Raw genomic sequence first — 24,272 nt, forward strand, 5'->3', positions numbered from 1 at the left:
GGCCAAGGGGCAGCGGGGGACGGCGATCAGCCGGGACCCGGGGGACGTCACGCTGCTCAGGATGGAACGACAGTAGCCCTGCGCCAGCGCGCAGCGCGCAGCGCGCACGCGGCCCGGCGTCAGCCCGGCTCTGCCGCCGGCGCGGGCTGGTTCCGCTCGAGCGCCTCGATCCGCTCGAGGAACGCGCGCCCCCTGACCGGATCGGTCATGTACACGAAGGCCGCTAGCCCCTTCAGCTGCGCCAGCGTCTCGCCCTTCCCGGGCCTCCCGAGCTCCCGGTTGCGGATCGCCGCGCGCAGCGCGCGCAGCCGCTCGCGCGGGACCCGCGCCGCCGGGACAGCCTCGCTCGCGCGGTTGACGACGAGGCCTGTCACCTTCTGCCGGCTGCCCTTGCGCATCACCACGGTCTTGCTCGGGTGGAGCCGGAACCCCTCCGCGCTCAGGATCTCCCGAACCCCGCGGAGGAGCGCGCCCACCGGCGCCCGCGGCGCGCCCGCGCGCGGCGCGCCCGGCGTCGCGGCGAGCTCGGACGCCTCGGGCGCGCGCCAGGAGAGCGTGAGATCGTCCGCGTACCGCGTGTAGCGAAACCCCAGCTTGCGCGCGAGCCCGGAGACGCGCCGGTCGAGGCGCAGGCAGATGGCGTTCGTGATCGCCGGGGAGGTGGGCGCGCCCTGCGGCAGCACGCGCGGGCCGGTGGCCACGTGGAGCGTCTTTCCGCGGAACTGCACGAGCTCGCGCGGCGCCTCCGTCGAGAGGAGCGCCACGAGCGTCGCCGGCCCCTCGGCCACGCCCGCCTTGCGGAGCAGCCCGCGCACCCGGCGCCACGTGATCGTCGGGAAGAAGTCCTTGATATCCACCTTGACGATCGTGTCCGCGCCCGCGTGCGCCGCGGCGTTCGTGACGATGGAGCGGCTCGCCAGGAAGCCGTGCGCCGCGGCGTGGACCGGGAGCTTCTCGAACAGGTTGCGGAGCGCCCAGCGCTGCGCGCGCTTCAGCTCCCGCTTCGGAGACGAGATGGTGCGCGCGCTGCCGTCGCGCTTCGGGATGAGCCACCGGCGGTAATGGGTGCCCGTGTCGACCTCGCGGTGGTAGGCGAGCCAGCGGAGCCGCGGGATCGTCAGCCCGAGCGCGCTCGCGAGCTCGCCCGCGCCCGGCAGCTCGGGGAGGCCGTGCGACCGCGCGCGCTCGCTCAAGCCGGGGACATCGAGCCTGTCCGGCCCGGGGCGATCTGCCCAGTGCACGCCCGCGCCGAGGTGGTTGATGTGCGTGGCGAGGTAGGCCTCCCAGGCGAGGCGGCGCAGCGACCGGCGCTCCCTGGCCTCGACCTTCTTGCGCTCCTTCCACTGGGCGCGCTCCCGGTCCGACATCGCCTTGGGATCGCCCGTCGCGACGGCGCCGCGGGCCGTGAGCTCCGCGCTCACCCACGCGTCGATCCCGCCCGCCTCGGCGATCGCCTTCCAGCGGGCGACGCGCGCTTCGTGGGCGAGCCGGCGCGCCTCGACGTCGACGTGACCGTCGCCGCCGGCCGCCGCGCCGGCCGCGGGCGACGTCGGGAGGGGGAGAACGACGGGGGCTCGGGCTTGAACGGTCGCGTCGATCTTCGCGGTCATGTCTCTGTGGGAGCGTGGTTGGGAATCACGACGAGCGCGGCCGGTCCGCCGGCGTGGCAAGAGCGGCAGGAACGGCTTTCGCGGATCGCGATCTCATGTCGCCAAGAGAGGCCCCGAGCGCATCACCTTCTTCCATGGGGCACGGTAGCCTCACCGGTTCTCCGGCTAGACCAGCGCTACGGCGCGGGGAGAAACGGCGTTCGCGAGGTTGTCTCAGCTCTCCCCGCGCCGTAGCGCTGGTCTAGCCGAAGAGAACCAAGAACAGGCTACCTTGCGGAGAGTGACTGGCGGTTCCTCCAGAGCGGCGCGACGCCGCTCCTACGCTCGAGGCGCGGAGGCTGGTGCGTTCAGAACCTCTCCTGGCAACACGACGAGCAGTTGAGCCTTGACCTCCTCTCCCTTCTTCACGCAGACGACGCGTCGGCGTCGACGAAGCCGGACGATGTTAACGCATCCAGGCGCTTGAAATACGCGTCGCGCGCTTCGACGTCCGTGTCAAACCAAATGCGCTGGTGGCGAGGATCCTCCTTGCCGCGCGTGCCCCACGAGAGGTGCACGACACGGTCGTCCAGGGAGACACGATAGACCACCTCCGCGCCCGAGGCCTCGCGGCGCACGTACGTGCGCGTCTCGGCGCGGATGAGCGCCCGGCCCTCGGCCGTCTGGCGCAGGGCGTCCTTCTCGGCGCGCTCGCGGGCGTAGGCGACGCGGAGCGCGATCATGTGCTCGCACGGCCCCTCCCGGAGGCCGCTGCGCCGGAACGTGGGGCAGCTGCACCACGCGTCCGAGACGCGGCCCTCGAGGTCCATCGTGAAGCGGGGCGAGAAGTCGCGGTGCGCCTCGCGGTCCGCGACCTCCCCGTGGATCTCGGTGCCCTCGCCGGCGATCTCGTGCACCTTGGTCGGCCTCACCGCGCCGGGGGCGGCGAGCAGGCGGTGGGCCGCGGCCTCGCGCGGCGAGCTGTAGCGGATCTCGCGCTCGTCGACCGGCTCGGCGAACAGCTCGCGCGGGCGGTAGACGCGGCGCGCGACGTCGTAGAGCACGCGGCCGCGCAGGCACTCGAGCTGGAGCGCCGCGCGGGCATCCTCGGCGCTGCCGCCGGCCGCGAGGGCGGCGAGCGGGAGCGGCCCGCGCTCGCGGAGCAGGGCGAGCTGCCGCCCGGCGAGCGCGTCGAGCGCGGCGCGCGCCTCGCCCCGCGGCATCAGGGCGTCGAACGAGGCGGCGCTCGCCCAGCTGCTGTCGGTCCAGCCCGTGAGCGCGACGGTCAGCGTCGCGCGGCCGAGATCGAGCACCCAGAAGACCGGCAGCCCGGGGCCACGGAGCTCGGCGCGCGCGCTCCGCACGTGCGGCAGGAGGCGCGACAGCGCGAGCAGCCGCTGCCGGCCGAAGGTCCGGACGACGCGCGGCGGGCCCTCGTACGGCGGACCGTGGCTCTCGAGGAGGGTCTCCCAGGGCTCCAGGATGAGGCGCGGCGGCTTGCCGGGGACGAGCTCGAAGCGCAGGCCGCGCGGCGGCTTCTTCGCCTTGCGGGTGCGGAGCACGAAGAGCGCGTTGTAGAGGTCGATCGGGGCGAGCTCGCAGGAGACCGCGGGGAGCGTCGCCGCCGACTGCACCTGGAGGAAGCCGCGGAGCCAGGTCGCGGGCACCTCGAGCGAGCGCTCGACCAACGTTGAGGCCGCGGCGCCCGACCCTGAGGCCGCGGCGCCCGACGCCGCCGCCTCGCCGGCGCGGGACGCGCCGGCGTCGAGCTCCACCCGCGTGTAGACGCGCAGGCGGTCGATCTGCTCGACGATGCGCGGCGAGAGATCGACGAAGGCGGTGCCGTGGGCCGCCTCGCGGCCCTCGAAGAGGTCGCTGGAGAAGGCGAGCCGGGCGTAGGCGCTCTCGTCGCGCGAGAAGACCTCGATCGAGACCTCGTCCGGGTGCACGGTGAGCACCGGGTCGAGCGCGCCGGCGGACTTCCCGGGCGAGGGGGCGCCGTCGCCCTGCTTCGCGCTCGCGGCGTCGTCGCCGTAGGCGCTCTCCAGGAAGGCCTTCTGCGCCTCCCAGATGGCCGCCGTCGCCTTCTTGCCCTTCTTCATCAGGTAGGCGAGGTACGCGGTCCGGTCCCTGCCCTTGTACCGGAGGTCGCTCTCCAAGATGGCCGCCAGCGCGGCCATGGCGTCGCGGAAGAGCGCCGCGTCGCGGAGGGTGCCGCGCACGCCGACCGGACCGCGGGCGCTGTCGAGCGAGAGGCGCACGCTGGAGTGGAGCGGGGCGGCGGCGAGCTCGCTCGGCGCGGCGTACCGGAGGTGGATCGGGCGTGCGAGGGCCGCCGTCATGCGTTGACTCCGTCGGGGTTCTCGGGTTGCGCGGGGGCGCCCGCGATCGTCAGCCGCCGCTTGCGATCGGACGCCGCCCTGCGCTTCGCGCGGCGGTAAGCCCGGTACGCGGCCTTGCGAGCGGCGACGTCGGTCGCCCCCTTGTCGAACGCGAGCGCGGCCAGCGCCTCGAGCGCGCGATCGCCGCCGGCGCGGCCGAGCGCCGCGATCGCGTCGAGGCGGGCCCCGGCGTCGCCGCCCGCGCCCTGCGCGAGCGAGATCAGCGGGGCGAGTGCGCCGCGCGCGAGCAGCGACGGCAGGGCGAGGCGCCGGCCCGGCTCGCTCGCGGCGAGCGCCGAGAGCGCCTCGGGCGAGGCGGCGCGCGCGGTCGCCTCGAAGCCCACCGGATCGAAAGGCCGCACCGCCGCCGCGCTCGCGGCCGAGCCGCCCGGCGCGAGCGCGGCGAGCGCGGCCGCGGCCGAGGTCCGGACGCCGGCGTCCATGTCCTTGAGGGCGGTCGTGAGCGCCTCCACGGTGTCCCGCGACCGCGCGCCGCCTGCGGCGGCCCCCTCGGCCGACCCGAGCGCGGCGAGCGTCCCGAGCGCGCGCGCCGCCTCGCGGCGGACGTCGCCCGGAGCGCTGGCGGAGAGGAGCAGCGCGCGCAGCGCGGGCGCCATCGCGGCCGCGCCGGCGCGCGCCGCCGCCCAGATCAGCTCGCGCCACGCCGCGGCCTCCTCGTCGCGCGCGTCGCCGTGGGCGGCCGCCCAGCGCTCGGCGGTGCGCTGCGCCGCGGCGGCGAGCGCCCCGGCGAGGGCCCGGCGATCGCCGTCGACGGTCCCGGCGGCGATGAGCCGCGCCGCCTCCTGCCGCGCCGGGGCGCGCTCGTCCGCGAGCATGCGCTCGAGCGCCGCCGCGGGCAGGGGACCGCGGCGGAGCAGGCCCATGGCGAGGCGCTGCCGGAGCTCCTCGTCCTTGAGCGACGCGAGCCGCGGCAGGAGCTCGGCGGGATCGGCCTCCGCGGCGAGGTAGGTCGCCGCCGGGCTGGCGATGTCGTCGTGCTCGCTGCCGACCGCGAGCAGCTCGACGCGGGTCCGCTGGCCCGGGAAGAGCTTCTCCAGCGCCTTGCGCGCGCCCTTGCGGACCTCGGCGCTCCGCGCGTCGAGCGCGCGGGCGAGGGCCTGCTCGGCCGCGGCGTCGCCGAGCAGGCCGAGCTCGTTCACCGCGACGGCGCGGAGCCGATCGGGCGTGTCGCCGGCGCGCACGAGCTCCTCGAGCAGCACGCGGGCGCGCTCGCCGCCGATCCACCGCGCGCCGCGCGCCGCCGACTCGCGGAGGTCGATCGCGTCGGCGTGGAGCGCCTGCTCGACGCGCTCCGCGACGCGCCGGCGGAGATCGGCGCTCTCGAGCTTCGGGGCGATGCGGCCGAGCGCCTCCGTGGCGGCGGCCTGCATGCTCATCTCCACGGGCGCGTCCTTGGTGCCGCCGGAGGCCACTGCCTCGAGCTCGTCCAGCGCGCGGGCGTCGCCGAGCGTGCCGAGCGCGAGCAGCGCCCGCTCCCGCTCCCCGGGCTCGCCCGCGCGCACGACGAGCAGGAGCGGCCGGAGCGCCGCCGCGAGGCCCCGCGCGGCCACCCCCTCCGCGGCCGGCAGCACGAGCTCGCGCGCGCCCGCCCGCAGCACCGCCTCCAGCGGCCCCGAGGGCGCTCCCTTGTCCTTCACGCGCGTCGCGTACGACGTCACGGCGGCGACGCGCGTCGGGAGATCGCGGTCCGAGAAGAGCGCCGCGAGCAGGTCGTTCTGCGCGGGGTCGTCGCCGAGATCGAGCTCGCGCGCCGCGGCGAGGCGGAGCGCCGGGTCCTTCGCGCGCGCGGCGGCGGCGAGGAACCCGAGCGCGCGCGCCGTGTCGCGCTTCTCGCGCTCGCGCCCCCTGTCGACGATCTCGAGGCACGCCTTGAGCGCCGCGCCCCGGACCTCGGCGGCGTCGTCGTCGAAGCGCGCGGCGAGCGGCCCCGTGGCCTCGGGGTTGCGCGTGCTCCCGAGGGCGCGCGCCAGCGCGGCGCGGTCGGCCGGCGCTTCGGCCTCTTCCATGCGCGCCGCGAGCGCCCGCACCGCCGCGCCGCTCGCGAGCGCGACGAGCGCCTCGCGGGCGCGCGCCGACGTCGCGGCCGCGCCGTCGCGCAGGAACGCCGCGAGCACGTCGACGGCGCGGTCGTCGCGGCGGCGGGCGAGGAGCTCGGCCGCGCGCAGGCGGAGGTCGTCGTGGTCGCTCTCCATCGCGCGGCACAGGGCCGGCACGATGCGGGCGTCGCTCGACGACGCGAGGCGCTCGAGCACGCCGAGCCGCAGATCGGCGTGCTCGCTGCCGAGCGCCGCGAGCAGCGGATCGAGGCTCCCCTTCGGGCAGAGCCGCTCGAGGAGCTCGAAGGCGTAGCGGCGCACGTCGGCGAGCGGCGAGCTGAGCGCGCGCACGATCTCGGGGCGGGCGTCGTCGCCGCGCGCCGCGATCTCGTCGAGCGCGGCCCGCGCCACGTCGGCCGACGCCGACGCGAGCCCGAGCGCGAGCGGCTCGCGCGCCCCTGCGGGGAAGAGCGCCTTGAGCCCCGCGAAGGCCGCCCTGCGGACGAGGTGGTGCGGGTCGTCGAGCGCCCGCACGAGCGGCGGGACCGCCGCCGTGGTGCTGACGTGCCCCCTGGCGCAGACGTCGACGATCCGGTCGATGGCGTCCCGGCGGGTGCGGTGCGCCTCGTCGTCGCCGGGCGCGACCTGCCTGAGGAGGCCCATGTACGCGCCGAACGCGAGCCAGCGCAGCCGCCGCTGCTCGCCCTCGGGGACCGCGGCGATGTCCTGCTTGCTGCCCTGCTTCTGCCCGGGCTGCGCGAACGCGAAGAGGCGGCGGAGCCACCCCTTCTTGGGCGTCGTGTCGGTCTCCTCGGCGGCGCGCGGCGTCGTGTCCGCCACGACGGGCGCCCCCGCGGGGCGCAGCGCGGCCACCCGCTTCGCCTCGCGGAAGTACTCGACCGGCTTGCGCCGGAGGCGCAGCACCTGCGCGGCCGCGTAGCGCTGCTCCGGGTTGTCGCTGGCCAGCGCCTCGGCGAGGCCGACGAGGATGCGGCCGCGCGCGACCTCGGGCGGCCAGTCCTTCATGCCGGAGGGCTTCTCGCCGTCGGCCGCGCGGTCCCGGTCCGGCTGCGCCGCGGCGTCGGGGCGCGCGGGCATGAGCACCTCGATGAGGTGCGCGAGGTACGCCTCCGGCTCGGCGCGGAGCTCCAGGGCGCGCGCCGCGGCGAAGCGCACGTCGGAGCGCTGCGACGAGAGCGCGCTCGTCAGCAGATCCGGCGGATCGCCGCGGCGGAAGGCCCTGAGGTCGCGCGCGAGCACGATCGCGAAGACGATCTCCTGGACCTCGCGCGCGCTGTCCTCGAGGCCCTGCAGCATGCCCCCGTAGCCCTCGGGCCCGAGCGCCGCGAACGACATGATGGTCGCGACGCGGATGGGCGGGTGCTCGTGGCGCAGCGTGCCCGTGAGCACCGGCAGCGCCCGCACGTCGCCGAGCCGCGCCAGCCCGTCGGCGGCCCACGACCGCACCGCGACGTCGACGTGGCCCATGGCGTCGAGCAGGTAGCCCTCCTCGCCGCGCCGGGCCGCCATCGCGAGCCCGCGCGCCGCCTGCTCGCGCACGTCGGGGTAGTCGTCCTTGAGCAGCTCTGCGGCGAAGTACTTGACGAGGCGCGGCGAGCCGAGCGTCGCCAGCGCCGTCGCGGCGCGGGCGCGGAGCGGGCCGAGGACCTGGATCGGCAGCTCCTTGAAGAGAGACTTGTCGGCGAGCAGCGCCCGCATCGGGTTGAGCAGCTGCTCGTCGCGCCGCGCGGCGCAGAGCTCGGCCGCGCGCACCCGGAGGTCGAGGTGGCTCGACTGGAGCCCGATGTGGAGCGGCCCCGCCTCGCCGGGCAGGAGCCTGTCGAGCGCCTCGATCGCGGCCGTGCGCGGCCCGGCGTGATCGTCCTCGAGCAGCCGGATGAGGGCGCTGCGCGCGGCGTCGCTCCCCGGCGCGTGCGCGGCCCCGCGCGCGCCGCTCTCCCGGACCGAGGGGTGGATCGACGCCATGGCGGCGAGGTGCGGCTCCGCGGCGGCCTTGCCGCGCAGCTTCACGACCGCCTCGTACGCGGCCTGGGCCACGCTCGCGTCGCGGTCGCCGATCGCCCCGTGCAGCCGCTCCGCGGCCCACGGCTGCTCGCCGTGCGCCTTGAGCTCCTCGACGGCGCGCAGGCGCAGGTCGGGGAAGCGCGCGAGCTGGGCGCGGTCGAGCGCCGTCTGCGGGTCCGACGCGTGCCACGACCAGAGCGTCCGGAACGCCTCGCCGCGGACCTTGGGCGACTCGTCCTCGATCGCATCGGCGAGCAGCGCCTCGGCCTCGGGGGGCTTCGGGCCCTTGCCCTCGCCGGCGAGCGCCACCAGCCGGTCGAGCCCGCGGACGCGGATGTCCTCCTGCGAGGAGCGGAGCGACGCCTCGGCCACGGCGAGCGGGGCCGACGACTCGAGCCGCGCATAGGCGTCGAGCGCCGCGGCGCGGACCGCCCCATCGGCGTCGTCGAGCATCCAGATGAGCCGCTTCTCGGCGCGCGTGTCGCGGAGCTCGGCGAGCGCCGTCGCCGCCTGCCGGCGCAGCGACGGGTCTTGCTCGCGCGTGAGCTGCAGCAGCGCGCCGAGCGCGCGCGTGTCGCCGAGCTGCGCGAGCCCGCGCGCCCCCCGCACCGCGGTGTCCGGCGTGCGGCACGCCAGGGCGGTGAGCAGCGGCTCGAGGTCGGCCTCGGCGGGCTCGGCGCCCGGGCTCCCCACGCCGGGGATCTGCGCGCGCGCTGCCGCGATGGCTGCCTCGTCCGCCGCCTTGGTCTTCGACTTCGCGTCGGGCGCTGGCTGCTCGTCGCCGCCGGCGCTCGCGCGCCGCAGCACCTCGGCGGCGCGCCGCGCGATGTCGAGCGCCGCGCGGCCGAGGTCCTCGTCGCGCGCCTCGAGCGCGTGGGCGAGCGCCCGCCGCTCCAGCACCTTCGCCGCGAACGCGATCCGGCGCACCTCGGCGTCCTCGTCGTCGAGCGCGCGCGCCGCGACCGGCGCGAACGCCGGCGCCGAGAGCCAGCCCTTGAGCGCGGCGCGGATGAGCGCCTCGACCCGCAGGTCGGCCGGGCCGCGCTCGAAGGCGGCGCGGAGCGGCTCCGGGCCGTCCGGGTGGAGCTTCTGGAGCTGGTCGAGCGCCGTCAGCCGCACCGACGCGTCGCGCCCGGCGAGCTTCTCGGCGATGAGCCCCGGGATGAGCGGCGAGCTGCCGTGGAGCTTCGCGACCTCGACGAGCGCGCGGCGCTGCACGTCCGCGGCGCGCGCCTCGAGCCCTGCCCGGAGCGGGGTCAGCGGCGCGTCGCGGTCGGTCGCGCGCAGCGCCTCGAGCGCAGCGAGGCGCACGGTCGCGTGCTCGTCGTCGAGGGCCTCGCGGAGCTTCGCGCGCGCGCCGCGGCGCCCGTGCTTCCCGAGCTCGCGGGCGGCGAGCGCGCGCACCTCGGCGTCGCGGTCCGACCGGAGCGCGCGCAGCGCGGCCTCGAGCGCCTCGGGCTCGTCGAGCGCCGCGAGCGTCTTGACGGCGCCCTCGCGGCCCGGCCGCGCCCCCGAGAGCGCCTGCGCCAGGACATCGAAGCCGTGCGCGAGCTCGGTGGCGCCGTCGGCGGGCGCGCCGGCCGCCTCGATCGGGAAGCGCCACACGGTGCGCCGGTCCCCCGCGGCGAACAGGGCGCCGAGCGCCTCCTTCGCGTCCGCCGCGCCGCGGCCGGCCTGCGCTCGCGACCCTCGGCGCCCGGAGCCGCCCTCGGCGGGCGGCGTGAGCGCGAGCGCGTGGAGCGGCATCGCGCTCGTCTCCAGGGTGCGCGGCTTGCGCCGGTCCTCGAGCCGGTGGATGCGGATCGCGCCGTCCGCCCCCGCGGACACCAGGCGGTCGCCGCTCTCCTTGCCGTCTTCCTGCGGCGGCGGGGTGGGCAGGCACAGGAGCGCGCGGACCCCGCCCGCGTGACCGCTCCCGTCGGCGCCGCGGATCTCGCACTCGACGTCGCCGACCAGGTACCAGAGGCGCACGGTGCCGTCGTCGCCGCCCGACGCGAGCCGCCCGTCGCGCGGCGTGAACACGAGCGCCGCGACCGGCCCCTCGTGCCCGGGCATGGCGCGGACGGCGCCCGTCGACAGCGTGACGACGCGGACGATCCCGTCGTCGCCCGCGGCCGCGACGAGCTCGCCGGCGGGGTCGAAGGCGACGGCGCGGAGCGGCGCCGCCGCGAGCGCGAACGACGCGATCTCGGCCGCGCTCCCGGGCGGTGGGGCAGGGGACCCGGCGCCCGCGCCGACGCGAAAGACGCGCAGCGCGCCGTCGGCGCCGACGGTCGCGAGGCGCGCGCCGCCTGGCGCCGCCGCGACGGCCGTGACGCCGCCCGGGTGCGCGTCGAGCGCCAGCACCTCGCCCCCGGCGCCCGCGCCGACGCGAAAGACGCGCAGCGCGCCGTCGGAGCACGCCGCCGCGAGCACGTCGCCCGCGAACGCGAGGCCCAGCACGTGCGCCGGCACGTCGATCGAGCGCGCCGGTTTGTTCGTCACGTGATCGAAGAGCGTCACCTGGCTCGCGCCGGCGGGCGATCGCGCGGTCGACGTCCCGCCCGCCCCGACCGGCGCCGGCGCGCGCACCCCGCCGACGGCGAGGAGCCGCGGGCCGATCGCGAGCGCGCGGACCTTCTCGAAGTGGCCGATCGCGTGGCTCATGCGCTCTCCTGTCCGACGCTGCCGAGGCCCTCGATCTCGAGCCCCGGGTGCGCGCGCCTGAGGCGCATGAGCGCCGCCAGGCACGCCTGCCACTCGCCCTTCGCGACCGAGCCGGTGAACTCGGCGATCACGGGCGCGACGAGCGCCGCGAACGCCGCGTCCTCGACCGCGAGATCGCGCACGATCTCGATCACGTGCCGCTTGGCCTCGCTCGCGGAGAGGCGCCGCCGCGGGCCCGCGTCGTCGCCCGGCTCGGGCGACCGCCCCGCGGGGATGCCGGACAGCACGTACCGAAGGAAGCGCCGGAGCGCCTCGACGTCGGCGAACCTCCCCGCATCCTCCGGGGGCTCCGCCGGAGCGTCCGCGTCCCCGCGCGCGGCGCGCGGCTGCCAGCCCGGCGGCAGGTCGCGGGGCCGGTGCTTCTCCCAGAGCATCCGCACCGCGAAGAGGCGCACCTCGCGGTCGGCGCTCTGCATCAGCCATCCGAGGCGCTCCGGGCCGCCGATGCGCGCGTAGTGCTTCAGGATGAGCGACAGGCCGAGCTCGCGCGCGCTCTTCTTCAGGCTCTCGGTGAGCGCGAAGACCTGCGCCGGATCGAGCTCCTCCAGCGCGAGCGTCATCGCCGGATCGGCCGACGGGTCGCCCGCCTTGCGGAGCGCGTCGAAGGCGATGTTGCGCACCTCCCTCGCGTCGCTGTGGGCGAGCTCGTAGACGCGCGTCTGGTAGCCCCACGCCCGGAGCTCCGCGCGCGTGACGAGCGCCGCGAACCGCCGCACGTCCTCCCGCTTGTCGAAGAGCGCGGGCCAGATCCGCTCGGCGGTGAACGCCGAGCGCTTCAGCGCCGGCTTCAGCTCGAGCTCCTTCGCCTCGCCCTGCTCGGGCCCGAGCGCCGGGTGGTGGCAGCGCAGGTAGGTCTGCGCGAACGCGCGCATCGGCTCGGGCTCCTTCTCGCCGAGCGCGAGCGCGAACAGCTTCGCGGTGCCCGCCTCGCGGTCGCCGCGGCCGCTCGCGTCCTGCCCCGGATCGAAGTCCTGCGGCTTCATGTGCGCGAGGAGGTACCTGCGCGCGAAGCCGTTCAGCGCCGGGTCGGCGCGCCGCGCGAGCGCGAGCAGCCAGGGCAGGGTGAGCTGCCGCGGCGTGACGATCTTCGGGTTGCCGAGCACCTCCAGCGCGACCGCGCGCGTCTCGGCGCTGAAGACGAGCCCCTTGAGGCGCTCCACGCCCTCGGCGGTCAGATCGGGCAGCGCGTCGGCCTTCCGGAGCCAGGTCGCCACGGTGTCCCCGAGGCGCTTGCGCGTGAGCGCGGTGAGCAGCCACGGCGTCCCGATCGCCGCGATCGGGTACTTGCCGAGCGCGTCGAGCGCGGTGCTCGTCGCCTGGTCGTCGTCCTCGTGGCGCGGGTCGTCGAGCACGCGCACCCAGAAGCCGGTCCCGGGCTCGCCGGGCCGGTACTTGGCCTTGAAGTACGCGGCGGCCCACCGCTTCTGCGCCGGCTCGCCGTAGATCATGTCGACGAGGAAGCCCTCGGGCAGCTCCGCGCGGTCGAAGCTCTCGCTCAGCGCCTTGGCGGCCCAGGCCTCGGTCTCGCCGTGCCGGAGCAGCCGCCCCAGGAACGCGTGGCCGAGCGCGCGCGGGCCCCTGCCCTGCAGCGCCGACGCCGCGAACGCGCGCGTCTCCTTGTGCGCCGAGGCGAGCAGCGCGGCGAGGCGCTCCGCGTCGAGATCCGCGGCGTGCGCGCGGGCGTACTCGATCGCGAACGCGCGCGCCTTGGCGCTCGGCGAGTCGAGCAGCGCGAGCGCGGCGTCGTGGAGCCCGAGGCCCCGCAGCTTGCTCTGGTGGAGCTCCGGCGAGCCGAGCAGCGTCTCGATCAGGAAGTCGTGCGCGCTCGCGAGCGGCCGGTAGGCGAGGCGCGCGAGCCACGCGGGCGTGACGCTCCGCAGCGCCTCGGGGAAGTCCTTCCTGAGCCCCTGGATCGCGAACCTGGCCGGCGGATCGGCCTGGCAGGTCGAGAGCAGGAGCATCAGCGGGTCGGGCGATCGCTTCCACGCATCGCCGAAGGCGCGGTGCTTCACCATGTCGCTCGGCGGGACGCCGCCGTGGAACGAGCGCCCGTCGTACTTGCCCGTGCCGTGCGCCCAGACGTGGTTCGCGACCCAGAGGTCGCCGAACCTCGTGTCCGGCGGGTAGTGGCGGAGCACCTCGACAGCGAACTGCGGGTAGAGCTCCGGCACGCTCCGGCCGAGCTCGCGCAGGAAGCGCCACGCGCGGCGCCGCATGTAGATCAGCGTCCCGCGGGAGACCTCGCGCCGCCCCCCGCGCGCCACCTCGGTGTCGAAGCGGAAGGCGAGCGTGCCGAAGAGCTCCGCGTCGAGCCGCGCCTCGGCCAGCTTGTAGATGCGCTTGAGCCCGCCCCACGCGCCGAAGACCAGCGGCGCGCTCCGGGCGAGGTCGCAGAGCGCGCTGCGGCCTGCGTCCGTGCCCTCCTCGTAGATGCGCACGAGCAGGTCGGCGAGCTCCAGCCGCGGCGGCGGGGCGGGATCGACCTGCGCGAGGAAGCGCTTCCACGCGTCGGTCGCCCGCTCGCGCCGCTGCTCGGGGGTGCGCATGCCCTGCGCGGTCGCGAGCAGCTGCAGGAACGCCTGGAAGGTGAGCGCGCCCTCGCGGGGGGGCGCGTCCGGGGTGGGCTCCGGCTGCTCGAGGTAGGCCTCGAGGACCTCGGCCAGGGCGGGCGAGCCGCTTGCGGCGAGCTGCTTGACGTTCTCGATGTCGATCGGGTTCGGTGAGCTCGCCAAGGCGCCTCCCGCTGCGGATGGCCTGAGAGAATCGCGATCCCCGCGGATCAGGTCAAGCAGAGTCGGTCCGGCGATGAAGGAAGTGTCGCGCGCCTCCGTGTGGCGAATGCGCCTACGTCCCCGCCTCGCGCGCCGCGCGCGTGCTCGGCGCGCCGGGCTTGCTGGCGCGGCGGCCTTGCGGGCTTGCTGGCGCGGCGGCCTTGCGGGCGCGGCGGGCGCGGCGGCCTTGCGGGCGCGGCGGGCGCGAGCCCACCGCGCAGCTCACGCCGCGCGCATCCGCTGGAGGCGCTGCGCGACGTGCGGGTCGCTGCCCGCGTCGATGCTCGCGAGGTAGTCCCTCAGCGACCGCCCGGTGCGGCCGAGGTGCGCCTCGAGGTGCGGCGCCAGCGCCTTCCATCGCAGCGCCCACCCTGCCTCGGCGCTCATCGAGCCGTGGTGCGGCCGGTCGACCAGCAGCGCGCCGAGCCGGAGGCCGAGCTCCGGGTCGCCGAGCTCCTCGAGCTGCCGCTTCAGGACGGCGAGCGCTCCGGCGGCCGGCGAGGTCGCGGGCGGCGCCTTCCATGTGTCGCGCACCGCGCGCGCGAACGCCGCGGCGTCGAGCTCGGAGAGCAGCTCGATCGCGCGCACGAGCGGCAGCCGATCCGGCGCGCTCGGCGCGACGACGCGGGCCATGAGCGTGTCGAGCGCGGCCGAGAGCGCCGCGTCCGTCGCGGGGTCGAGCCCGCCCAGCGCCTCGAGCGCGCGCCGGGCGCGGCGGACAGCGCGCCCGAGGGCCCAGCTCCGCCGGCCGCGCGCGGCCGCGAGCGCGGAGAGCGCGTGGACAGCGGCCTTCCGTCGCGGCTCGGTGGCCTCGCCGGGCCGCACGCGCGGCGGCAGATCGAGCTTCGGCGGCGGGGGCGCGGCCTCTTCGGCGCTGGCCGCCGGGGCGCCGCCGGCGGGCGCGCCGCCCTCCGCGGCCACCTCCTGGTAGCCCTCCCGGAGCTTCTCGGCGACCTTCTTCTCGTGCTCGCGCGCCGCGGCTTCCGCGGTGGGGAACGCCTTCTCCTTGCGCTGCCCGGCGGTGCCGAGCCGGCCATAGACGACGATGAACGTCGTGTCGTCCACGTCGGCCATCCAGAACTTGGCGCTCGTCCCCTGCACGAACTCGAACCGGCGCATGCGGGCGAGGATATCAGGGAACCGCAAACACGGTGTGGAGCGATGACCAGGGATCGAGCCGATGCCTGCGGGCCGGCACCTCTCGGCCGTTGCGTTCCCGGGGCGTGCGGGGACACCATCGGGCCATGGCCCGCACCGCTCCCATCCCCAACATCCCCGCCATCCCTGGGATGAACCCTGGCGTCTTCATCATGGGCGGTGGCGGTGGCGGTGGCGGCGGCAGCGGTCGGGGTGGCGGCGGCGGCGCGGGGGGACAGGGCGCGGGCGGAGGCAATGGCGGCTCCAGCGCGAGCGGCGGCGGCAAGAGCGCCTCGTCCTGCGGCTTGCCGGGGCAGGACGGCGGAGGATGCCCGAACCATCACGGCGGCAAGAACAGCGGCAAGGTGGCGCAGGGCGATCCTGTGGATGTGATCACCGGACGGGTCTTCACCCTCCCCGAGACGGATCTCTACCTTCCTGGCCCGTTGCCGTTCGTTTTCGCGCGCGCGTATTCGAGCACGGCGCGCGATCGCGACCGCGGGCTGGGCTTCGGGTGGAGCCACACGTTCTCCTGGGAAATCGTGCTGCGCTCGCGGCGGTGCCTCGTTGAAACACCGGACAGCGCCGAGATCGAGTTTGGATCCATTCCGACCGATGCCGCCGCGCTCGGAGCGGACGGCTGGCTCCTCCACCGTGAAGATCATGGGTTCGTGCTCGATGCCCCCGACGGGATCCGGCGCCGGTTCGAGCGCGATCCCGCGGACAGCCTCGAGCGGCGTTTCCGGCTCGCCTCCGTCGAGGATCGCCACGGGAACCGCATCGCACTGCAGTGGGACCGCGGCAGGCTCGCGGCGCTGGTCGACAGCGTGGGCCGCTCGGTGTCGCTCCGGCCCGGCGAGCGCGGGCAGATCGCTGCGCTCGAGGTGATCACCTCGTCTCGCCAGCGGTACATCTTCGCCCGGTATACCTACGATGACGTGGGGCGGCTCGTCGCCGCGACGGACGCCGATGGCCATACGACCCGTTATGTTTACGACGACCGCAATCTGCTCCGCGCGCAGGAGGCCCCGACGGGGGTCACCTTCTTCTACCGCTACGACGACGCGGCCCGTTGTGTCGAGACCTGGGGTGAGATCCCGGGCGGAGAGGAGACGATCCTCGCCTCGTCGGTGACGAAAGTGCTCCACGACGGAACACCCGCCCGTGGGATCCACCATTACCGCTTCCTGTATGGCGACGATGGCTACACCGAGGTCATCGACCCGGTGACGTCGCACCGTTATACGGGCACGGCCCACGGCAAGGCCGAGAAGGCGGTGCTGGGGGGTCGGGTGTTCACGCGCGCCTACGACGAGCGCGGGCAGCTGCGCTCGTTCACGGATCCGGAAGGGGCCACGACGCGCTGGGAGCGCGACCTCCTCGGGTTCGAGACGCGCATCGTCGATCCGCTGGGCCGGGAGACGCTGATAGAGCGGCTTCCCGGCGGCGATATCCGCAGGATCACCGATCCCGAGGGCGGCATCACGCAGGTGAATTACGGCCCCGGCAGCATCGTGTGGGTCGATCCGATCGGGGCGAGCTTCGAGGTTCGGTACGACGCGCGGGGTCTTCTGCAGGAGACGGTCGCCCCCGACGGCCGCCGCACGCGCTACCGCCATGATCCCGACGGGAACCTGGTCGAGGTGGCGGGCGAGCAGGGGGCGCGTTTTCGCGCGACGTACGACGATCTCGGCCGGCGCACGTCGGAGACCGACGCCAAGGGCGCCGTCACCCGGCTCACGTGGACCCAGGCGGGCAGATTGAGCGGAGTGGCAGCGCCCGACGGTACGGTGGAGTGGGCGCGCTACGATGGCCGCGGTGCGCTCATCGGGACCATCGACGCGCTGGGGCGGGCCACCGAGCTCAGACGCGGCGGCACGGGGGTCCTCACCGAGGCTGTTTTACCTGACGGTCGCACGGTCAGGCTTCGTTACGACCGGCTCGAACGGCTCGTGGAGGTCCGCAATACCCGTGGCGAGCTTCACACGATTGCTTACGATGCATTCGGCTTGCCGGTCCAGGAGCACACGTTTGACGGGCGCGAGCTCCGCTCGAAATACGACGCGTGCGGCCGGCTCATGGCGATCGAGAGCGGGCCGAGCACGCGCGTCGAGGTGGCGCGCGACCTCGCCGGGCAGGTCATCCAGCGCACCGACGCCGATGGGCGGGAGGAGCGATTCGAATACAACGGGCGGGGCGAGCTGGTCCTCGCGGAGAGCGACGTCGGCACGTTCACCTTCGAGCGAAACGCGGTCGGCTGGGTGACGCGCGAGGTACAGACGGCGTTCGGACGGTCGATCGAGGTCGAGACGGACTACGACCTGCTCGGAGCCGTCGTGAAGCGCACGACGTCGCTGGGCCACGAGATGACGTGCCGGCGAGATCGAGCGGCGCAGCGCGCCGACATCGATCTCGACGGAGGCGAGCGCGTCACGATCCGGTACGGCGCCACGGGGCTCGAAGTGGAGCGGCTGTTCTCGGGCGGCGCGCGGCTGCAGTCTCACCATGATGCGCTCGATCGGCTCGTCGGGCGGCGGCTGCTCGCGGGGAGCGCGCGGCGCCCGGTGCGGCCAGGGGAGCCCGACTGGATCGGGCCCCGCGACGCAGGGGTGCTCCTTGAACAGCGGTGGGAGTACACCCCCGCGGGTGAGCTCGCGACGGCGTGGGATGCCGAGATCGGCGCCACGAGCTTCGCGTACGACGCGCTGGGCCAGCTCCTCGCGGCCGTGCCGGAGCATGCCCGCCAGGCGCTCTTCGGTTATGACGAGACAGGTAACCTGTACGAGGCGGGCGAGGAAGCCCCTGCGCGCCGGTACGAAGGCGACCGGCTGATCGCGCGCGGGGGGGCGCGTTACCGCTACGACGAGCAAGGCCGCCTCGCGGAGAAGCGCGAGCCCGGGCCCGGAGGTGGTGAGCGGGTCACCTATTACGCGTGGTCGCCGCGAGGCCTCCTCATGGAAGTACGCCGACCTGACGGGGCCGCGGTGCGCTTTGCGTACGATCCACTCAGCCGGCGGATCCAGAAGGCCCTGTGGCTACAGGCTCCGGACGGGCGACAATCGGTCGCCGAGGCGACCCACTTCGTCTGGGATGGCACCGCGCTGGTGCACGAGATCCGGCAGGTTGGCGCGGCAGTATCCCAGCGGACCTATGTGTTCGACGGGGAGGGGGCACCGCTCGCGCACCGCGACGTGCACCTGCGCTCGGACGGAGCGCGCGCCGGCGCATGGATGCATTACCTGAACGACCTCACCGGCTCGCCCGAGCGCCTCGTTCAGGGGGATGGCCGGCTGGCCGCGACGCTCCGCCGGACGCCATGGGGGCAGGCCACGCCCGCGCCCTCTCTGGAGGCGACGACACCGCTGCGTCTCCTCGGCCAGTACGCGGACGAGGAAACGGGGCTCCACTACAACTGGCATCGCTATTACGACCCGGATGCGGGACGGTACATCTCGCCCGATCCGATCGAGCTCCAGGGCGGGCTCAACCCGTTCCGGTACGCGTTGAACCGGCCCACCTCGCTGGTCGATCCCGAGGGGCTCATCTATTCGCGGATCGTCGACGGGAGCGGCAAGGTCCTCTACGACGGGCGCAACCCGGGCGAGGGCGGCAACGTGAGCCCGCCCGGGCACATCAGCGACAAGCCCTGCGCCGAGGCGCAGGCGCTCACGCAGATGTCCAGCGCCATCCGGGCGGAGGTGGCGGCCGAGCAGAAGAAGACGCCCATGAAGGAGCGGATGAATCCTCAACAGGTCGATCAAGAGGTCAACGCGCGCATAAAGAAGAGATTCAACGACGAAGGGCTGAGCATCGAGACGTTCGAGAGCAAATACGACGCGGACAGGAACCAGGGGCGGGTCGATCCCTGCGAGCGGTGCGGTAAGATGTTCGAGGCGCTCGGCATCACGGGCTCCGTCGTCGGCGCCAAGGGCAAGCGCGGGCAGTACGGCGTGTACAGCAAGAAGAGGGGGAGATGACCCCGGCGCGCGACGCCAGCGCCATGGCCCCCTGCGCCGCGCTGCTGGAGGCCGCGGAGACAGCGCTCGGCGCCCCCATGCCTGCGCTCGCCGCTCTTCTGAGCGCCCTCGCCTGGCCGGTCCAGTGGTCCTCAGGCCAGGCGCGGGCGCGGCGGTCGCTCGCGGCGTGGCTGGTCGACGAGGACGCGCGGCCCTGCGTGCTCTACGGCCCGTCCGGCGCCGGCAAGACGCTGCTCTGCGCCGCGCTCGCGGCCGAGGCGCGCCAGCAAGCGCATGCGCCGGTGTTCGTGCCCGCCGGGCGCGCCCAGGGGCTCGGGTTGAGCCACCCGGTGCTCGCGCTGCTCGACGCCTTGATGCGTGGAGAAGAGGGCCCGCCGGCGCCCGCCGACACGGCGCGCCTGCGCCAGTCCGTTGCGCAGGAGCTCGCGAGCGGGCGCGACGAGGACGAGCCGCCCTGGCTGGTGGTGCTCGACGGGCTCGACCAGGTGGTCCTCACGTCCGGTGAGCCCGACATCGACGTGCTGCAGCACGTGGGCGAGCGGACGCGCGTCCTGGTCTCCGCGACAGGCGGGCTCGACGACGCGCGGTCGTGGTGCGCGCGGCTCGGGGGGAGGGCCGCGGAGACCGAGTTCGTCGAGGTCGAGGCGTGGACCCTCGCGGAGGCGGAGGCGCTGGGCGTGGCGCTGGCAGCCCGCTGGGCGGCCGCGGACGAGGGCGGGCCGGAGGCGCGCGTCGCCGCGGTGCGAAGCGCGCTGCGACGCCGACCCGACGGTGCGCGCGTCGAGGCGGCGCTCGCGGCGCTCGCGCGGCTGCTCGGGCCCGCCGAGGCCGAGGTGCTCGACGAGGTCGCCGGCGAGGGGGCCGTCCGGGCGCTCCACGCAGCGCGGGAAGACCTCGCTGGCATGGTGCGGTGGATCTCGACGGAGCGGCGCGCGACGTTCGCTCAGGAGGCGCTGCGGGCGGCGTGGGAGCGGCAGACGGCGGCGGAGGGGGCGTTCATCGAGGCGCGCCTCCTCCATCTCTCGCGCGCGGCGCTCGAGGATGGAGCTGGCGCCCCAGCTTACCTGCGCGAGCACGCGGCCGCGCACATGACGCGCGCCGGCGCCGGCGCGGAAGACCTGAGGCGCTTCGCCGATCCCGCGTGGACGAGCGTGACGTCGGCGTCGCGCGCAGCGGAGGTGCTCGCGGATCTGCGCCGCGCGCGGCGGGCGCTGGAGCTCGCTGTGGAGCACCCCGGGGACGTGGACGGAGCATCGGACCGGACGGCGAGGGCGCTCGGGGCGATCGCACATTGCGCGCTGGCCATGGCGGCCACGGAAGAGCGCGTCGCGGAGGCGCGCTGGGCGCCGGCTCCGCTGTTCACGGACGACGGGGCGCTGGCGGGCTTCGACGCGGCACGCGCCGCGGCGCTCTGCTGCCTGGCGCAGCGCGCTTCCGCCGAGGTGAGCGACAGGCTCATCGTGGAGGCGCTCGATCTCGCGGCCGGCGTTGTATGCGCGGCTCAGCCCTTGAGCCCGGCGGCCGCCGCGCGCGAGCTGGTCCCGGTCGCGCGGGAGGCCGCCGCCCGCGAGCGACCGGAGCTCGCGCGCGCCACGCTGGAGGTGCTCCGCCGGCAAGAGCTCGTTGCCCAGCGCGACGATGCCGATCTGCTGCGCCGCGACCAGCTGGCCCTGCTCGGCTCCGCGCTGCCGAGCTCGGGGGCGCCTGGATGGGTCGAGGAGGTCGTGGCTCGGGCCCGGCGCGGAGATCAGCCGGCGAGCGCGCTCGCGCGGCTGGTCGGCGACGAGGGGCTGGCGCCGGACATCGCGCTGACGCTGCGCCGCAGCCTGGGCGCTGCCGCGCCCGAGGAGCGCTGTGGCCTGATGGCGCGGCTGGTTCCATGGCTCCCTGCGCAGGAGCGGGAGCCCGCCATCGCCGAGGTGATCGCGTGCTGGAAGCGGTGGATGGCGGACGCGGAGGGGGCGCCGCCGCCGCTCGACCCCACGTCGCAGGACGCCTTCACCTCATGGCTGCCGGAGCCGGCGGTCCTGGCGCTCCTGGAGGACGTGCCGCTCTGGCCTGCGGGGGCGCTCGCGGCGAGGCTCGCCACGCTTGGCCACACCGAGCAAGCACGGGCGCTGGTCATGCAGTGGCTGGAGTCGCCTGCCTACGGCGCGCCGGCGCTCCTGCGGGTGGCCGCGGCGGCGTCCCCGGGCAAGCGCCCCGTCCTGCGGGCGGAGCTCCTGGCGCTCGTCGGCGCGCTGTCAGGCAATCAGCGGGCGGCGATGGTACGGGAGCAGCCGGCTGCAGCGGCGGCCGTGCTCGGCGCCGAGGAGACCGTCGCGTCCGCAGCCGCCGGCGTCGACGAGTTCGGCGCTCACGCGGCGCTCGCGGCGCTCGCGGCGGTGGCACCGCACCTCCCGGAGTCGCTGCGCCCCGAGGCGGCTCGACGGGCCGCGGCGCTCTACCGGGGCGATCCGGACAGCGATGCGCTCGCGCACATGGTACTCCTCGCCCCGTGGCTGGCGCCCGCGGAAGCGGCCTGGATGGTCGCCACCACCCTGGGAGACGTCGCGCCGCGGAGCACCCTGAGCAGCGTCCTCTGCGGCTGGGGCGGCCTCGCGCAGCTCGCGCCGCTCCTCGCGCGCGCGGGGGGCGACGGGGCGTTGCTCGCCGCCGCAGGCGAGGTGCGGGCCGCCGTCAGCTGAGGCGATGGCAGCGCCCGAGATCGTCATTGCACCTTCGTCGCCGCGCGCCCTCGACATCCACCGCCGCGACCCTCCGGGCCGCAGCGGTCGTCATCCGGGCGCGACGTCGAACTCGATACCTCCGTCGGCCAGCGTGAAGGCGGCATACGCGAAGTCCCCGCCCGGGAGGTGCCACACGGCCTTCCCGCCGCACGCCACCGGCCTTCCGTCGACGACCTTCAACCCCTTGACGGGCGTCGACCAGCGCGCCTGCACCATCTCCTTCGGGTTCCCGGGATCCTGGACATAGCGGTCCGTCGTGCTGAAGTCGGTGACGCCGCCGCGCTCGTCGACGAAGACGCGCGCCGTGACGGTCCTTCCGTGGTCCGTGAGCGCCACGTCGAACGCTCCTTCATCGACCGCTGTCCACGTCGTCTCCGGCCCGAGCACCATCGACGGCGCGAACAGGATGGCGTCGTTCAGGTACGTGACGAGCTCGCCGGTGTCGATCTTGGCGTTGGCCTCGTCGACCACGCTGAAGGTATCGAGCATCCGCCCGAGCATCCGCCCCTGCCCGCGCACGTACGTGTCGCGCACGAGCAGCATCACGAACCCGTAGCGGAGCCGCATGTGGAAGATGCGCGCGATCCCGAGGCGCGAGTCGTACTGCCACGCCTCGCACGGCTTCCAGGGCTGGTCGGGCCCCCGGCGGAACACGCCCGTCCAGCGCGCGCGGAAGGACCACACGCGCGGCCGGCCGACGACCCGCATGAAGCGCAGGTAGCGCTGCGCCGTCGCGGGGAGCTCCGCGAGGTCGGCCTCGGTGACCGGCTCGAGCGGCCCGGGGTCGCTCGGGAGGCCCGCCTCGGCGACCTCGCGGAGGAACCTGGCGCGCATGCTGCGCGAGGGCGCAAGCCCTGCGCCGGGAGGGATGCTCGAAGTGCCGTCGTTATCCATGGAGCGCCTCATCGGGGCGACGCCAGAGCAGCGCGCGTGCCGAGCCGCCCGCCCGCGCGGTGCCCCCCGGCGGGCTCTGCGGGCCTCAGGAGAGCGGCGGCGAGGGCGGCCGGCGCACCAGCACGAACGGCGCGACGACGAGCGACAGGAACCGCAGCTCGGCCTGGAGCGGCCAGCGCGCGAGGTCCTCGGCCGTGGGCTTGGTCAGCTTGCCGGACGCGATCCAGGCCTGGACCGCGGCCGCGTCGTTCGAGGCCACGGCCTCGCCGACGTCCAGGAGGTCGAGGTCGGCGGCGACGAGGATGACCGCGTCGCGCGCTGCGTGGGCGCGGAGGTCGGTCCAGAAGACCTCCCCGAGCGTGTTGGCGAGCCGTTCGCGCATGCGAGCAGCATAGATCCCGGGCGGCGGACGCCAAGACGGCGAGGTGCCGATCGAGCGGGCGAGGGCAGCGGCTGCCCGGCCTCGGCGGTCCCGGCGGTCGTCGAGCGCCACATGACCGAGCCCATCTCGCCAGGACGACGGGCCATCCTGCCCAGAGCACGTCACCGCGTCGAAGGTGCCTGTCGCGCGCCGAGCTACCGAGCAGATCTTGTTGTCGATTGGCGGGTGACGCGCCGCGCCCCCGAGGCGCGCAGCGCGGGACGCTCGGGATCGGCCGGAGGAGCAGCTCGAGCGCTACCAGCCCATGTTGTGGTGAATCCAGCAGTCGATCTGCTCCCAGCCGGCCGGCGTGCCGAAATGGCCGTTCAGGATGTGGCCTGAGTCCGGCACGATCGCCGTCGTGACGCGCTCGGCGCTGGTATAGAGCGCCGCGTCGGAGTCCACGTACGACGCCGGCTGCAGCTCGTCGGCCTCCCCGAACTGGATGAGCACCGGGCTCGTCACGCCGTCGATGCCTGCGAGCAGCGGGTTCCCCGAGACGGCCAGCAGGCTCAGGAACTGGCCGCGCGTGTACGTGTCCGCGATGTTCGCGTTGTCGAAGTCGATGACCGCGGGATCCGCGTTCGCGGCGTCGTAGAAGACGTCGGTGCGGATCTCCGTCGGGATCGCGATGTAGGGGCTCTGCAGCATCGCCGAGATCGCCTCGTTGGGCACCGGGATCGGGTGGGGCGTGAAGGCGAAGCCGGTGTTGACGAGGACGTCCGCGTCATTGTAGGTGCTCTGAACGAACGTGCTGATGATGGCGCCGTTCGAGTGGCCGACCAGGGCGATCCGCCGGAAAGGCGTCTTGAAGACCCCGCCGCTGGTGCGCATCTCCGTGAGGACCTGATGCACGCTCTCGGCGGTCTCGGCGAGGTCGAGGAAGTCGCCGTCCGGCCGGCTGCTCTCGCCGGCGCCGAGCATGTCGAGCGCCAGGACGGCATACCCCTCCTTGGCCATGTGCTCGGCATAAGAGTACTTGCGTCCGCCGATCGACGGGATGTCCCAGTACTCGTGGGTGTAGGTGAGGCCGTGGATAAGCACCTGGAGGGGACGGTACTTGGTGTGGCCGCGATAGTAGAGGTAGCCGACGACTTCGTACGTGTTGCCGTCGGAGAGGGTCACCGGAAAGACCAGCCGCTCGACCTTGGTGGCCTGGCTCGACGACGACGCCTCGGCCTTGTTCGCCGGGAGAGCGGTGGCCGCGAGCGTCGCCGAGAAGAGAACCGTGCTAAGTGCGCGGGAATACAAATTCATCACTTGACCCTCATGGTTGCGGTAGGTGCTTGGAGGTGAGGCAACGTCTCTCGCGGTGCGATGTCCGTGGCGTCTTCGCTCCATCACCGCCTCGCAGTGCTCGCAAACATCGGACCAGCAAGCAGCTGCACCACTTAACGTAGCGCACGATCGTCTTGTGCGCTGCCGCTCAACAACATTTAACAATGCCCTGAGCCGTCGATTTGCTGCCCGCTTACTGTCCGTTGCTGTCCGTTGCTGTCCGTTGCTGTCCGGTGCCGTTCGCTGCCGTTCGCTGCCGTTCGCTGCCGTCCGTTGCGGTCCGTTGCGGTCCGTTGCGGTCCGTTGC

Annotated in this window: 10 protein-coding genes; 2 read left to right on the top strand and 8 right to left on the bottom strand. The window is 74.9% G+C overall.

The window, feature by feature from the left end:
• Nucleotides 1–119: 119 nt before the first annotated feature.
• From WME89_RS11940 to WME89_RS11960, 5 genes are all read right to left on the bottom strand, one after another.
• Entirely contained in the window at nucleotides 120–1,610 is a 1,491-nt protein-coding gene (locus tag WME89_RS11940; RefSeq protein WP_438009316.1) for a reverse transcriptase family protein, read from the bottom strand.
• A gap of 404 nt (nucleotides 1,611–2,014) precedes the next feature.
• Nucleotides 2,015–3,931 (bottom strand): SWIM zinc finger family protein, encoded by a 1,917-nt coding sequence (locus tag WME89_RS11945; RefSeq protein ID WP_438009317.1) that lies wholly within the window; start codon nucleotides 3,929–3,931, stop codon nucleotides 2,015–2,017.
• Nucleotides 3,928–10,698: a HEAT repeat domain-containing protein gene (locus WME89_RS11950; protein WP_438009318.1), complete on the bottom strand. Its 6,771-nt coding sequence runs from the start codon at nucleotides 10,696–10,698 to the stop codon at nucleotides 3,928–3,930. Before WME89_RS11950 ends, WME89_RS11945 begins: the two co-directional genes overlap by 4 nt.
• Nucleotides 10,695–13,490, bottom strand: a complete 2,796-nt coding sequence (locus WME89_RS11955) for a hypothetical protein (RefSeq protein WP_438009319.1) — start codon at nucleotides 13,488–13,490, stop codon at nucleotides 10,695–10,697. Before WME89_RS11955 ends, WME89_RS11950 begins: the two co-directional genes overlap by 4 nt.
• Nucleotides 13,491–13,751: 261 nt before the next feature.
• Nucleotides 13,752–14,648, bottom strand: a complete 897-nt coding sequence (locus WME89_RS11960; protein WP_438009320.1) for a WGR domain-containing protein — start codon at nucleotides 14,646–14,648, stop codon at nucleotides 13,752–13,754.
• A gap of 125 nt (nucleotides 14,649–14,773) precedes the next feature.
• Here WME89_RS11960 and WME89_RS11965 point away from each other — a divergent pair, with 125 nt between their 5' ends.
• Both WME89_RS11965 and WME89_RS11970 read left to right on the top strand, forming a co-directional pair.
• Nucleotides 14,774–18,643, top strand: coding sequence for an RHS repeat-associated core domain-containing protein (locus WME89_RS11965; RefSeq protein WP_438009321.1), 3,870 nt, complete (start codon nucleotides 14,774–14,776; stop codon nucleotides 18,641–18,643).
• Entirely contained in the window at nucleotides 18,640–21,330 is a 2,691-nt protein-coding gene (locus WME89_RS11970; RefSeq protein WP_438009322.1) for a hypothetical protein, read from the top strand. The genes WME89_RS11965 and WME89_RS11970 overlap by 4 nt, the downstream gene beginning before the upstream one ends.
• Before the next feature lie 90 nt (nucleotides 21,331–21,420).
• Here WME89_RS11970 and WME89_RS11975 read toward each other — a convergent pair whose 3' ends face one another.
• The 3 genes from WME89_RS11975 to WME89_RS11985 all read right to left on the bottom strand — a co-directional run bounded on the left by WME89_RS11975 (nucleotide 21,421) and on the right by WME89_RS11985 (nucleotide 23,944).
• Nucleotides 21,421–22,266: a DUF6544 family protein gene (locus tag WME89_RS11975; protein ID WP_438009323.1), complete on the bottom strand. Its 846-nt coding sequence runs from the start codon at nucleotides 22,264–22,266 to the stop codon at nucleotides 21,421–21,423.
• A gap of 85 nt (nucleotides 22,267–22,351) precedes the next feature.
• A complete protein-coding gene (locus tag WME89_RS11980; protein WP_437625280.1) occupies nucleotides 22,352–22,648 on the bottom strand; it encodes a DUF2288 domain-containing protein in 297 nt (98 codons plus the stop codon).
• Between the two features lie 294 nt (nucleotides 22,649–22,942).
• On the bottom strand, nucleotides 22,943–23,944 hold the full coding sequence (locus WME89_RS11985) for an alpha/beta hydrolase (RefSeq protein ID WP_438009324.1): 1,002 nt from the start codon (nucleotides 23,942–23,944) through the stop codon (nucleotides 22,943–22,945).
• Nucleotides 23,945–24,272 lie beyond the last annotated feature (328 nt).

The organism is Sorangium sp. So ce321, assembly GCF_051530195.1.
GTDB lineage: Bacteria > Myxococcota_A > Polyangia > Polyangiales > Polyangiaceae > Sorangium.

What these genes read in the sequence shown, in the direction of transcription:
- WME89_RS11940 (WP_438009316.1), bottom strand. Translation starts at nt 1,610, where the DNA reads ATGACCGCGAAGATCGACGCGACCGTTCAAGCCCGAGCCCCCGTCGTT.
- WME89_RS11945 (WP_438009317.1), bottom strand. Translation starts at nt 3,931, where the DNA reads ATGACGGCGGCCCTCGCACGCCCGATCCACCTCCGGTACGCCGCGCCG.
- WME89_RS11950 (WP_438009318.1), bottom strand. Translation starts at nt 10,698, where the DNA reads ATGAGCCACGCGATCGGCCACTTCGAGAAGGTCCGCGCGCTCGCGATC.
- WME89_RS11960 (WP_438009320.1), bottom strand. Translation starts at nt 14,648, where the DNA reads ATGCGCCGGTTCGAGTTCGTGCAGGGGACGAGCGCCAAGTTCTGGATG.
- WME89_RS11965 (WP_438009321.1), top strand. Translation starts at nt 14,774, where the DNA reads ATGGCCCGCACCGCTCCCATCCCCAACATCCCCGCCATCCCTGGGATG.
- WME89_RS11970 (WP_438009322.1), top strand. Translation starts at nt 18,640, where the DNA reads ATGACCCCGGCGCGCGACGCCAGCGCCATGGCCCCCTGCGCCGCGCTG.
- WME89_RS11975 (WP_438009323.1), bottom strand. Translation starts at nt 22,266, where the DNA reads ATGGATAACGACGGCACTTCGAGCATCCCTCCCGGCGCAGGGCTTGCG.
- WME89_RS11980 (WP_437625280.1), bottom strand. Translation starts at nt 22,648, where the DNA reads ATGCGCGAACGGCTCGCCAACACGCTCGGGGAGGTCTTCTGGACCGAC.
- WME89_RS11985 (WP_438009324.1), bottom strand. Translation starts at nt 23,944, where the DNA reads ATGAATTTGTATTCCCGCGCACTTAGCACGGTTCTCTTCTCGGCGACG.